The 12734-nt window shown below is 61.9% G+C and carries 10 protein-coding genes and 3 pseudogenes; 2 read left to right on the forward strand and 11 right to left on the reverse strand.

What is annotated here, in order from left to right:
- Positions 1-64: 64 nt before the first annotated feature.
- The 8 genes and pseudogenes from murB to GKC70_RS17030 form a co-directional block, all read right to left on the reverse strand.
- Positions 65-1084 carry a UDP-N-acetylmuramate dehydrogenase gene (gene murB / locus GKC70_RS16995; protein WP_342649359.1) on the reverse strand — a complete coding sequence of 340 codons (1020 nt, stop codon included), beginning with the start codon at positions 1082-1084 and terminating at the stop codon, positions 65-67.
- Positions 1081-1545, reverse strand: a complete 465-nt coding sequence (locus GKC70_RS17000; RefSeq protein ID WP_342649360.1) for a low molecular weight protein-tyrosine-phosphatase — start codon at positions 1543-1545, stop codon at positions 1081-1083. The genes murB and GKC70_RS17000 overlap by 4 nt, the downstream gene beginning before the upstream one ends.
- A pseudogene (gene kdsB, locus GKC70_RS17005) lies at positions 1545-2308 on the reverse strand (3-deoxy-manno-octulosonate cytidylyltransferase). Before kdsB ends, GKC70_RS17000 begins: the two are co-directional and overlap by 1 nt.
- On the reverse strand, positions 2305-2490 hold the full coding sequence (locus GKC70_RS17010) for a Trm112 family protein (RefSeq protein ID WP_029612980.1): 186 nt from the start codon (positions 2488-2490) through the stop codon (positions 2305-2307). The pseudogene kdsB and the gene GKC70_RS17010 overlap by 4 nt, the downstream one beginning before the upstream one ends.
- 41 nt (positions 2491-2531) lie before the next feature.
- The gene (gene lpxK / locus GKC70_RS17015; RefSeq protein WP_342649361.1) at positions 2532-3527 is read right to left on the reverse strand and encodes a tetraacyldisaccharide 4'-kinase; all 996 of its coding nucleotides are present in this window, start codon (positions 3525-3527) and stop codon (positions 2532-2534) included.
- Entirely contained in the window at positions 3527-3961 is a 435-nt protein-coding gene (locus GKC70_RS17020; RefSeq protein ID WP_029612978.1) for a biopolymer transporter ExbD, read from the reverse strand. The genes lpxK and GKC70_RS17020 overlap by 1 nt, the downstream gene beginning before the upstream one ends.
- Positions 3958-4592, reverse strand: a pseudogene (locus tag GKC70_RS17025) (MotA/TolQ/ExbB proton channel family protein). The gene GKC70_RS17020 and the pseudogene GKC70_RS17025 overlap by 4 nt, the downstream one beginning before the upstream one ends.
- A 113-nt stretch (positions 4593-4705) precedes the next feature.
- Positions 4706-6928, reverse strand: coding sequence for a DNA internalization-related competence protein ComEC/Rec2 (locus tag GKC70_RS17030; protein WP_342649362.1), 2223 nt, complete (start codon positions 6926-6928; stop codon positions 4706-4708).
- A 142-nt stretch (positions 6929-7070) separates the two neighbouring features.
- On the opposite strand from GKC70_RS17030, the gene GKC70_RS17035 reads away from it, so the two are divergent.
- Complete coding sequence (locus GKC70_RS17035; RefSeq protein ID WP_342649363.1) at positions 7071-7697, forward strand: DUF2062 domain-containing protein; 627 nt, start codon at positions 7071-7073, stop codon at positions 7695-7697.
- Here GKC70_RS17035 and GKC70_RS17040 read toward each other — a convergent pair.
- The 3 genes and pseudogenes from GKC70_RS17040 to GKC70_RS17050 form a co-directional block, all read right to left on the reverse strand.
- A complete protein-coding gene (locus GKC70_RS17040; protein WP_029612976.1) occupies positions 7581-8360 on the reverse strand; it encodes an ABC transporter permease in 780 nt (259 codons plus the stop codon). The two genes, GKC70_RS17035 and GKC70_RS17040, sit on opposite strands and share 117 nt — an antisense overlap.
- Entirely contained in the window at positions 8357-9289 is a 933-nt protein-coding gene (locus tag GKC70_RS17045) for an ABC transporter ATP-binding protein (RefSeq protein WP_342649364.1), read from the reverse strand. Before GKC70_RS17045 ends, GKC70_RS17040 begins: the two co-directional genes overlap by 4 nt.
- 146 nt (positions 9290-9435) lie before the next feature.
- Positions 9436-10058 (reverse strand): annotated as a pseudogene (locus GKC70_RS17050) (glutathione S-transferase).
- A gap of 183 nt (positions 10059-10241) precedes the next feature.
- Here GKC70_RS17050 and GKC70_RS17055 point away from each other — a divergent pair.
- Complete coding sequence (locus GKC70_RS17055) at positions 10242-12689, forward strand: acyl-CoA dehydrogenase (protein WP_342649365.1); 2448 nt, start codon at positions 10242-10244, stop codon at positions 12687-12689.
- Positions 12690-12734: the final 45 nt, after the last annotated feature.

Below are 12734 nucleotides of genomic sequence, written 5' to 3' on the forward strand. Positions count from 1 at the left end.
CCGCCAGTGCGAACTGGCGGGGCCTTTTCTTATTCAACGTTCCAGCACGAGAGGTAGCCGTGGCTTAGTAGACGTTGGGTTCCATTTCCAGCGCCACGCCGAAGCGCTCGAGGATATCAGCCTGGATTCGCTGGGCCAGATCCTGCATCTGAGCGCCCGAGGCCAGACCGTGATTGACCAGCACCAGCGATTGCAAACGGTGCACGCCTGCGTCACCTTCGCGATGGCCTTTCCATCCCGCTTGCTCAATCAACCAGCCCGCCGCCAGTTTCACCCCACCGTCAGCCTGTGGATAAGCCACAAGGTTCGGATAATGCGTGCGAATCTGCTCAGCCAAGGCAACTGAAACGACAGGATTTTTGAAAAAGCTGCCGGCATTGCCCAACACAGCAGGGTCCGGCAGCTTCTCACGGCGAATGCTGCTGATCGCATCGCTGATAGCCTGCGCCGTCACCGCTTCGATGCCCTGCTCCTGCAGCCGCTGGCGCACCGGCCCGTAATCCAGGTGCGCGATCAGCGTGCGACTGAGCAGAAAACGAACACGCAGAATCAACCAGCGGCCTGGGTTACGCTTGAACACACTGTCCCGATAGCCGAACGCACATTGTTCGAGCGTGAACTCACACAACTCGCCGGTCTGTCGATCCAGGGCCGTCAAACCGGCGAAGACGTCCTTGATCTCCACCCCATAGGCGCCAACGTTCTGCATGGGAGCAGCACCAACCGTACCCGGAATCAGGCTCAGGTTTTCCAGACCGCATAGCCCTTGGGCCAAGCTCCACTGGACGAATGGATGCCAAGGCTCACCGGCCTCGGCCTCGACGACGACCCGTTCGCCATCGTCGCTACAGATCCGTCGACCACGGCTGGCCATGTGCAGCACCAAGGCGTCGACGTCGCGAGTGAACAGCATGTTGCTGCCACCGCCGATGACCAGCACCGAGATCTGTCGCTGGATAGCACTCTCCAAGGCCGAACGCACCTGCGCGTCGTTGTGGGCCTGTGCCAGCCACCGCGCCTTGACGTCGATGCCAAAGGTATTGAACGGCTTGAGCGACGCATGCTCCTGCCACTGCATCGTCATATCCGCCCCTTGATATCCACCACCAGTTCACGGCACGCGGCCTCGATCAAGTCGAGGACCTGCTCGAAACCCTCGGCGCCGCGGTAATAGGGGTCCGGCACTTCATCCAGCGCAGCGCCGTAGCGGCGCAGAAAGAGATCGAGCTCACCCCTCGCACCGCTCGGACGCAGGGCCTGCAAGTCGCGCAGGTTGCTCTCGTCCATGGCCAGGATCAGGTCGTATTCACTGAAATGGGAGGCCTTGACCTGCTGAGCGCGCTGCGCACTGAGATCATAGCCGCGCGCCCGGGCAGCTGCGCAGGTGCGGCTGTCGGGGGGGTTACCCACGTGCCAGTCGCCGGTGCCGGCCGAGGCCACTTGCACGCGGTCGGCAAGCCCGGCAGCCTGCAACTGCTGGCGCAGCACGCCCTCAGCGGTCGGCGACCGGCAGATATTGCCCAGGCAGACGAACAGGATACGCATCATGCCTCCAGCAAGCGCCGCACGCGCTCAAGGTCTTCGGCGGTATCGACACCGACGGCCGGGGCCTCCAGCGCATCGGCCACGTGGATACGCACCCCATGCCAAAGCGCACGCAGTTGCTCCAGCGATTCAGTCTGCTCGAGCCAGCAAGGCCCCAGCCGACGAAATCCTGAAGGAAGCTCACCCGATAGGCATACATGCCGATGTGTCGGCGATAGGGCACGTCATGGGGCAATTGCTCACGATCACGGGCGAACGCTTCGCGCGCCCAGGGCAGTGGTGCCCGGCTGAACGTCAGGGCCAGCCCGTGCTTGTCGCTGACCACCTTGACAGCGTTGGGGTTGAACACGGTCTGCGGCTCGTCGATCGGCTCGGCGAGGGTTGCGATGCCCGCTTCCGGATGAGCTGCCAGATTGACCGCCACCTGGTCGATGATCGAAGGCGGAATCAACGGCTCGTCACCCTGCACATTGACCACAATGGCTTCTGCGGGCAATCCCAAATGGGCGGCGACCTCAGCCAGTCGGTCGGTACCGGACTCATGGTCGGCGCGGGTCAGCAGCACTTCAGCGCCAAACGCCTGGCACGCCTGGACGATACTGGTGTCGTCAGTCGCAATCACCACACGGCTGGCGCTGCTCTTGCAGGCCTGCTCCCAGACATGCTGCACCATCGGTTTACCGGCAATCGGCAGCAGTGGCTTGCCAGGCAGACGGGTGGAGTGCAGTCGCGCGGGAATAACGACCGTGAACGTCACACTCATTTGTCCAGACGCTCATCGTCAGTCAAAGTGCGCGCTTCACTTTCCAACATCACCGGGATGCCCTCGCGGATCGGATAGGCCAGGCCAGCAGCCTTGCTGATCAGTTCGGTCTTGTCGGCACTGAGCTTGAGCGGACTCTTGGTGATCGGGCAGGCCAGGATATCTAGCAGTTTGGTGTCCATGAGGGTGTCCTAGAGGCCGGAGGCCGAAAGAATGAAAGGGGTCAAGGCAACAGGCGGTCGAGTTGCCGATCGAACCAAGCGACGAACGCGCGAGAAGGTTCGGCATCGACAGCCAGATACCACCAGTCGTCACTTGCGAAATCTCGACATTTCACCGCATCCTTTTCTGTCATGACCAACGGCAACGCGGGCGTGAACCTGAGGTTCTGCGCGCTGAACTGAGCATGATCGGCAAATGGATGAGGTACGGGCTGCCAGTCTAGTCCCAGCAGCGTATTGAAGAAACGTTGGGGATTACCGATGCCGGCCACGGCGTGGACAGCTTGCCCGGGAGGGAAGTAATCGAGCGCGCGCCGCTCACCGCTGCGCAGATTGACCAGGGCGCTGGGGCGCAAGGCAAAGGCGAAACCACCTTCGGGATCGGACGAAGCACCGTTGTGCAGCACCGCATCGACCTGCGCCAGACGCTCAACAGGCTCACGCAAGGGGCCGGCCGGCAGGCAACGACCATTGCCCAAGCCGCGTACTGCATCGATCAGCACCAGTTCCAGGTCACGCGCCAGCCGGTAGTGCTGCATGCCATCATCGCAGAGCACCACATCCAATGTCTCGCAGGCCAGCAGCGCCTGCACAGCGCGCGAACGGTCTGGGTCGATCATCAGCGGCACGCCTGTGCGCTGCACGATCAGCAGCGGTTCGTCTCCGGCCTGCGAGGCGTGTTGATCGGGCGTGACCTGCCACGGCAAGCTGGGCGGCGTGGCGCCATAGCCTCGACTGACCACACCGACCTTGAGCCCCTGGCGCCGACAATGCTCGATCAGCCACAGGATCATAGGCGTCTTGCCGGTACCGCCGACGGTGATGTTACCGACCACGATCACTGGCACCGGTGCACGGTAGCTGGGGCTTTGCCCTTGGAGAAAGCGCACACGCTTGCGGGTGACGACACACCGGTACAGCGCTTCGAGCGGGCGCAGCAGCGCCAACGCCGGATGCCCTTCGTACCAGGCGGCAAGCAAACGATCGGCGATGCTCATCAGGGTGTCCCCTGGGCCGCCTCGACGGTGGTCATGCGCAGATGGCTGAAGCCGAGCTTGCCGGCAGCGTCCATCGCCGTGATCACGGCCTGGTGCGGGGTCTTGCCATCCGCGCTGATGGCCAGTGGCAGGGTGTTGTCCCCGCCAGATTCGCGCTCGAGCGCCTCGGTCAAAGTGCCCAGATCGCTCTTGGGCAGCAGATGGTTATTCACTGAATACACCCCATCGGCGCTGATGGTCACCTCAACCAGCTTGGCGTCATCGGCAACCGCCGGCGCGCCGCTGGCCGCTTCGGGCAGTTCCACGCGCAATTGCGTCTCGCGGGTGAAGGTAGTGGTGACTACGAAGAACAGCAGCAGGACGAACACCACATCGATCAGCGACGCCAGGTTGATGTCGACGTTTTCGCGCTGTCGATTACGCCGAAACTTCACGCATCGCCTCCGGCCACCTCGACCTCGCGGTCGCCCTGCAGCACTTCGACCAGTTTGATCGCTTCCTGCTCCATGCCGACGACCAGCTCATCGATGCGGCGCAACAGGAAACGATGGAAGAACACCGCGGGGATGCCCACCATCAGACCGGCTGCGGTGGTCACCAAGGCTTTGGAAATACCCCCAGCGAGCACGGCGGCATTGGCGGTCATCTGCGAGCCCATGAAGGCGCTGAAGATGTCGATCATGCCCAGCACTGTGCCAAGTAGACCGAGCAGAGGCGCCATGGCGGCGATGGTGCCCAGCGTGCTGATATAGCGCTCGAGCTCATGGATGACACGGGAAGCGGCCTCTTCGATGCATTCCTTCATGATCTCTCGGCCATGGCGGGAGTTGGCCAGACCTGCCGCAAGAATCTCGCCCAGTGGAGAATCGGCACGCAGCGCCTTGAGCTTGTCGCTGGTCAACTGCTTGTCCTTGATCCACATCCACACCTGCCCCAGCAAATGGGGGGCGCGACGCGGCTGGCACGCAGGGTCCACAGGCGCTCGACCACGATCGCCATGGCAGCGACGGAGCTCAGAATGATCGGCAGCATCATCCAGCCGCCAGACTTGACCAGTTCCCACACAGTAAGCATTCCCCCTGAAAATGGTCGCCACTCTACCATAGGCGCGCCAGACGCTCATCTGCCGGAGGTCAGGGCTTCCTCAGGTTGATTGAGCCAGTGCCGTTAAGGCAGGTTCAGGACGGTGGCCCGCGCCAGAAACGCCTTTGCAGACCAAGCCCCTCGACGTCGCCATGGGCACCCAGCGACAGGCGCAACGCGCCATGCAGAGCCGTATCATGCACGGTCAGACCATGCCGTCGATAGCGTTCGATCACTTGGGGATGAGGGTGACCGAACATGTTGTGTCGCCCTCGGGAAATCAATACGCCACGTGGCGCCGTTGCGCGTATGAACGGCTCGGTGGAGGAACTGCGGCTGCCGTGATGCGGTGACTGCAGCCAGTCGATGCGTGGCGATACGTTTTCTTTCAGCCAGGCGCGCTCGGCGGCCGTCTCCATATCGCCAGCGAGCAGTAAGCGCTCGCCCTGAGCCTCGACCAACAATACACAGGAGCGGTCGTTGCTGCTCTTGCCCTGCGGCCAGTGCCACAGCGAGAAATGCACGCCGTCCCATTCCCAGCGCTCGCCGCTGGCGCACGCTTGCGCCTGCAGCGAGGCTGGCAGCGCCAGCGGCTCGCCTGCCAGCACGCGCACGATCGGCAGTCCTCGATACACCGCCGCAGCACCGCCCGCGTGGTCGGCATGGGCATGACTGATCAACATCACATTGAGCTGATCGACACCGAGCTTGCGCAACGTTGGCAGTACCACGCTTTCCCCAAGATCACTGAAACGGGTGGCTGGCCCGGCGTCGTAGAGCAGGCTGTGATGCCGCGTACGCAGCAGTACCGCCAGGCCTTGGCCGACGTCCAACTGCCAAATCTCTGCCTGTCCATGCGGGATGTGATCGCGGGGCGTCCATAGCGCCAGGAGCATCACCGCCCCCAGCCCCTTGAGCGGCGCGCCGCGCGGTGACAGCAGCAGCAGCGCACCGACACACACCAGACTCCAACGCCACAGCGGCAAGGGACGAGGCAGCCACGCTGGTTGCCATTCGGCCAACAGGCCGAGCGTGCGGAACATGATGTCGATCAACCCGCCGGCCACCCATAACAAACTCTCGCCGACGCCCGTCAGCGGTAACAAGGCCGTGCCGAGCAACGCCAGAGGTAAAACAGCCAGGCTGATCCAGGGCACGGCCAGCAGATTGACCAACGGTGCGCTGAGGCTGATCGGCAGGCCCAGCGCCAGCAATGCAGGCAGCAAACCGATCGCGATCACCCATTGCGCGCGACTCCAGGCTTGCCAAGGACGCCAGCGGCCCAGACGTCCACTGAAACAGTAGATCAAGGTGGCCACGGCAGTGAAGGACAACCAGAAACCTGGCAGCAGGCTTGCAAGCGGCTCAAGCAGCAGCACACCGGTCAGCGCCAGCAATAGCGGAAAGAAGGCGCCCAAGTGGCGAAAGCGCAGACGCCAGAGCAGCACCGTAGCCAGCATCAGGCAGGCACGCTGCACGGGCACCTGGAATCCAGCCAGCGCCCCGTAGCCCAGCGCCGAAGCCATCGCCAGACCACACGCCCAAGGTAGCCACGGCCAGCGCCCAGGCCACACACCTAGACGAGCCAAGCCGGCAATTACGCCGTATATCAGCCCTGCCAGCAGACCGATGTGTTGTCCGGAAATAACCAGCAAATGCACGGTGCCAGTGGCCTGCAAAGTTTGCCAGTCCGTCCGCGTCAGGCCCGAGCCATCCCCCAGCAGCAAAGCCGCCAGCACCGATTCACGTCCGTGCGCATCCACTGCCAGCAGCCGCTGACGCAAGCGATCCCGCCAGCCGCCTCGGACCGGCTCCAGCCTCTCGCCGGCCTTGACTGTTCCGGTGGCACCGATGCGACGAGCCAGAAACATCGCTTCGCGATCCGCACCATGGGGGTTAAGCAGACCGCTCGGCTGCCTGAGTGTCACCGCCAGTCGCCAGCGTTCACCCGCCCTGATCGTCGGGCCGCCGAACCAACTCAACTGGACGTGCCGAGGCAGCGCACCACGCCGCGACTGCGCATCCTCAAGGTCGAAGCGCACAGTGCCGCCGGAGTGTGCCGGAAGCCCCACCACCCTGCCCTCCAACCACAAGGTGCGGCCATCCAGACCGCTGGCCAGGCGATCGTCCAGGGCCTGCTGCGCCGACCAGCAGGCCCAACACACGCCCAGCAACAGCCAGCCCAGCGGCCAGGCGCGGCTGCGCAGGCACAACAGCGCCAACAACGACAGAAGGAAAAGCCACCCGACCGATGGCAAGGCAGGCCACAAACCCAGGCTCAACAACCCGAGCACCAGCGCAAACATCCCTGTGCGCATAGAAATAGAGCTCCGCAAGCATCAACGCCCCTGCAGCCTAGGCGCCAATGCCCTCAGAGCTCACTCAATAATTGTCACAAACTCTGAACGAGATTGCGCTGAAATCGCGGCATACTCGCCCTACTCCAGCCCCGGGGCCTACATGCCGCGCCGATTATTCAAACGCTACATGCCGGATCCGACCAGCATCAGGGAACACAAATCCTTACGCTTCTTCGGCCGATTACTCCATGACCCCAACCTCTGGCACCTGAACCGCCATTCGGTGGCTCGTGCCATGGGTGTCGGACTGTTCGCGGCGCTGATCCCCATTCCCATGCAAATGCTGCTGGCTGCAGCCTTGGCCATTCCCGTACGGGGCAACCTGCCCATTGCCGTGAGCTTGGTGTGGCTGACCAACCCGCTGACCATGCCACCGGTGTTCTTCGTCACTTACATGACCGGGGCCTGGCTGATGCAAGTGCCACCGCGCACGCTGCCAGACGAGCTGACCTTTCAGTGGATCACCGACCAGCTCTCCACCGTATGGCAGCCCTTCCTGCTGGGGTCGGTGGTATGCGGCGTACTTCTGGGCATCGCCGCCTACTTCACCACACTGTTCTACTGGCGCTGGTGGGTCGGTCGCCAGTGGCGTCGGCGCAAGCTCAGAAGCTCACGCCCGCATGCCACGCCCACTGACCAGGAGTCGGATGCACAGTGCGTAGAGCAGTGCAGTGGCCACCACCATGAAGGTGATCGCGGTGCCAATGCTGATATCCGACACCCCTAGAATGCCGTAGCGGAACGAATTGACCATGTGCAACACCGGGTTGGCCAGCGACACGGTCTGCCAGAACGGCGGCAACAGGTTGATCGAATAGAACACCCCGCCCAAGTAGGTCAGCGGTGTCAGCACAAAGGTCGGGATGATCGAAATGTCATCGAAATTCCGTGCAAAAACCGCGTTGACGAAGCCCAGCAGCGAAAAGATCGTCGCGGTGAACAGCACCACCACGACCGTCACGCCCAGATGGTGAACCTGCAGATGGGTGAAGAACATCGACAGGATCGTCACGATCACGCCCACTGCCAGACCACGCAACACGCCACCCAGCACATAGCCCACCAGGATGGTATGCGGCGACACCGGCGAGACCATCAGCTCTTCGATGGAGCGTTGAAACTTACTGCCGAAGAAGCTCGACACCACGTTGCCATAAGAGTTGGTGATCACCGACATCATGATCAGCCCCGGCACGATGTACTCCATGTAGGTGAAGCCGCCCATGTCGCCGATCTGCCGGCCGATCAGGTTTCCGAAGATGACGAAGTACAAGACCATGGTGATGGCTGGCGGCAGCAGTGTTTGCGGCCAGATGCGCAGGAAACGACGTACCTCACGGTAGACGATGGTGTTGAGGGCGACCCAATTGGTCCGCAATTCGATACTCATACCGCCACCTTCGAGAGGTTTTTTTCAACCAGGGACACGAACAACTCCTCGAGACGATTGGTCTTGTTACGCAAGCTTTGCACTTCGATGCTCTGCAACGCCAACTGACCGAAAAGCGCAGTGATACCAATGTCCTTGTCCACCTGCACTTCCAGCGTGTGTGGCGTGATCAGCCGGCACGGGTAACCTTGCAGGACCGGCGCGGCGATCAGATCCTGACGCAGGTCGAGCACGAAGGTTTCGACGTGCAGCTTGCCCAGCAACTGGCGCATGCTGGTGTTCTCGACGATGGTGCCGTGGTCGATGATGCCGATGTTGCGGCACAACTGCTCAGCCTCCTCCAGATAATGCGTGGTGAGGATGATGGTGATGCCTTTCTGGTTCAGTTCGGTGAGGAAGCTCCACATCGAGCGGCGCAACTCGATATCCACACCCGCAGTGGGCTCGTCGAGGATCAACAGGCGCGGCTCGTGGATCAATGCACGGGCGATCATCAGCCGGCGCTTCATGCCGCCGGACAGCGAACGCGACTGCACATCACGCTTGTCCCACAGCCCCAACTGAGTGAGGTACTGCTCGGCCCGCTCCTTGGCCAGCTTCGGCGGGATGCCGTAGTAACCGGCCTGGGTCACGACAATGTCGAAGGTCTTCTCGAACTGGTTGAAGTTGAACTCCTGAGGCACAACACCGATGCTGCGCTTGAGCGCGGCAGGCTGGCGGTCCAGATCGTGGCCGAAGACATTCACTGTGCCGCTGGTCTTGTTAACCAGCGTCGAGAGAATGCCGATCGTAGTAGATTTTCCGGCACCGTTGGGGCCGAGCAAGGCGAAGAAGTCGCCTTCGGCAACTTCCAGATCGATGCCCTTGAGGGCCTGGAAGCCGTTGCCGTAGGTCTTGGTCAACTGTCGGATGGACAGAGCAGAACTCATAGCAGATCACGTACCGAAAAAAGGGTTCGGAACACGCCGACTTGAAGCGCCAGCGCAGTAGAGGGTGCGGCCATGGTGCAAGGCCTGACCGCACAAGTACAGTCATGCGTATCGATAGTGACTATCGAAACACTTGGAGTGTTCGATCAGGTCAAGGCCGTCATAACAGCTGTCTGGTAAGACGGCCGCACTTTCAACCGTTCGTACCAGGCCTCAAGGTGAGGCATCTCTGGACGTTCGATGGGCAACTCGAACCAGGCGTAGGCGAAACTGCCCAAGGGACATCGCCCATACCGATGTGCTCACCGGTCAAATAGGGTTGCGTCGCCAGAGCCTGGTCAGCAATGGACAGCAACTGTGTGCAGTGCTTGTGCGCCGCGTTGATGGCGGCCCAGTCGCGTTGCTCTTCGGGGGTCCGTAGCAACCCCCAGAACAGAGGTCTGAATGGCGCAGCGAGGGATGAAGTGGTCCAATCCATCCATTTGTCTGCCTGAGCGCGTTGACGCGGCTGATCCAAATACCAACCCTGCTTGCTGCCATATTCAGCACAGAGATAACGCACGATGGCGTTGGACTCCCAAAGTATCAGTTCATCGTCTTCGAGCATTGGCACCAGGCCGTTAGGGTTACGCTGGCGATAATAGGGTTCGTCGACTATGCCAAACGCGCCGCCAGCGTCGATCGAATCGAACAACAGGCCCAGTTCGTGCGCGATCCACAATACCTTGCGCACGTTGCTGGAATTCTTGCGACCCCAGATCTTGATCATCACCACGTCCTCAGGAAGGCAGAGCCGACCAGTCTACTCCTTGTGCCTGACCTCTGTACCGACAGCGGGCTCTTCTGAAACTCCTGTAGCCATACCCTGTCACTGTTCAGAGCGAGTCATCCTGCGTAGCGCGTCTATGCTTGCGGGGATACCTCGAGCCCTAGCTTCCAAGGAGGAAGGTCTATGTTGCTGTTGTGGTTGGTGGTGCTAGTGATCGGCGCCGCGTATCTCACTCATCGGCGTCTGGCGCCACTGCACATCATCGGTGCCATCGCGGTCTACGTGCTGCTGATGGGCGTCTTCGCCGATGCCCCAGGATGGTTGTTGACGCTGATCTGGCTGGTGCTGGCAGCCAAGGTTGCCTTGCTGGTGCTGCCCGAGTGGCGGCGCCGGTTGTTCACCGCCCCGGTGTTCAACTGGTTCCAGCGCACGTTGCCGCCCATGTCGCAGACTGAACGCGAAGCGATCGACGCAGGCACCGTCTGGTGGGACGGCCAGCTGTTCAGCGGCCAGCCCGACTGGAATACCCTCCTCGACTACCCTGCTGCCCAACTCACCGCCGAGGAACAGGCCTTCATTGACGGGCCGACCGAGGAACTTTGTGCACTGGTCAGCGACTGGCAGATCGGCCAGGACCTGGATCTTCCACCGGCTGCCTGGGAACACATCAAAACGCACGGCTTCTTCGCCCTGATCATTCCGAAGGAATACGGCGGCAAAGGCTTTTCGGCCTACGCTCACTCGCAGGTGGCGATGAAACTGGCTACCCGCAGCGGCGACCTGGCCTCAACGGTGATGGTACCCAACTCGCTCGGCCCCGCCGAATTGCTCCTGCATTACGGCACCGATGAGCAACGCAACCATTATCTGCCGCGCCTGGCGCGGGGCGATGAGATCCCTTGTTTCGCCCTCACGGGACCGCTGGCCGGGTCGGATGCCGGCGCGATGCCCGACACCGGTATCGTCTGCAAGGGCCAATGGAACGGCGAAGAAGTCATCGGTTTGCGCTTGAATTGGGAGAAACGCTACATCACCCTCGGCCCAGTCGCCACGCTCCTGGGCCTGGCGTTCAAGGCTTACGACCCCGACCATCTGCTCGGCGAGGAAGAATCACTGGGCATCAGCCTGGCGCTAATCCCCACTGACACCCCCGGTGTACAGATCGGCCAGCGCCACCTGCCCTTGGGCGCAGCTTTCATGAACGGTCCAAACAGCGGAACGGACGTGTTCGTGCCACTGGACTTCCTCATCGGTGGCCAGGACATGCTCGGCAAGGGCTGGATGATGCTGATGAACTGCCTGTCGGTGGGTCGCTCCATCTCGCTGCCCGCCGTCGGCACCGGCGCCGCAAAGTACACCAGCCTGGTGACCGGACAATACGCGCGCATTCGCGAGCAGTTCAATGTGCCGCTGGCCGCATTCGAGGGTATCCAGGAATCGCTCGCGCAGATTGGCGGCAATGCCTGGCTGATGGACAGTGCGCGCCTGCTCACCGCCAAGGCGGTAGACCTCGGTGAAAAACCCTCTGTCCTGTCGGCGATTCTCAAGTATCACCTCACCGAGCGCGGTCGAGCGTGCATCCAGCACGCCATGGATGTGCATGGCGGCAAAGGCATCATCATGGGCCCCAACAACTACCTGGGCCGCAATTGGCAAGGCGCGCCGATTTTCATCACGGTCGAGGGGGCGAACATCCTCTCGCGCAACCTGATGATCTTCGGCCAAGGGGCGATCCGTTGCCATCCGTTCGTCCTCAAGGAGATGGCGCTGGCAGGCCGTGAGGACCGCGATCAGGCACTGAAAGAGTTCGATGATTTGCTGATGAAGCACATCATGTTCGCCACCCGCAATGCGTCGAGTACTTTTGTATTGGGGTTAGGTCTTGGACACTTCGACAAGGTGCCGGGCGATGCCCTCAGCCAGGGCTACTTCCGTGCACTGAACCGGCAGGCAGCAGCCTTCGCGCTGCTGGCAGACCTGTCCATGATGCTCCTGGGCGGCGCCTTGAAGCGTCGCGAGCGCCTCAGTGCACGACTGGGCGACGTGCTGAGTTACCTGTACCTCTCGTCCGCCGCACTCAAGCGCTACCATGATCTCGGCGCGCCCGACTACATGCAGCCTTTGCTGCGCTGGGCGCTGGAAGAGAGCCTGGGACAGGCAGAAACGGCCCTGGATCGATTGCTCGACAACTTCCCCAATCGCTTCGTCGGCGGCGCCCTGCGGGTACTGGTGTTCCCCTTCGGTCGGCGGCATACCGGCCCCAGCGATGAACTGGACGCTGAAGTGGCTGCACTGATCGGCCGGCAAAAAGGTGACCCCGCTCTGGAAGAACTGCTCGCAGGGTGCTTCCGTCCTCAGGCGGATGGCGATCCGGTAGCAGCGCTGCAACAGGCTCGCGATCTACTGGACGACACCGAGCCGCTGCAAAAGGCTGTTCACCAAGCGCTCAAGGATGGCAAGTTGCATCCTGCGCCCGGCCAGTCCTTGATCGATGCGGCAGTGCAATCAGGTGTGCTGCAGAGCGCCGAGGCCGAGCGGCTACGAGCGGCGGAGGCTGCACGCCGTGTCGTGATCGATGTGGATGCGTTCGACAAAGAGCAGCTCTTACCCACAGAAGGCAAGATTCGCTAAAGTGAATCTCTGACTCGATTGCCGACCGCCCTGCCGGTCGGTGAT

The sequence above is a fragment of the Pseudomonas sp. REB1044 genome (genome assembly GCF_038813925.1).
GTDB lineage: Bacteria > Pseudomonadota > Gammaproteobacteria > Pseudomonadales > Pseudomonadaceae > Aquipseudomonas > Aquipseudomonas boreofloridensis.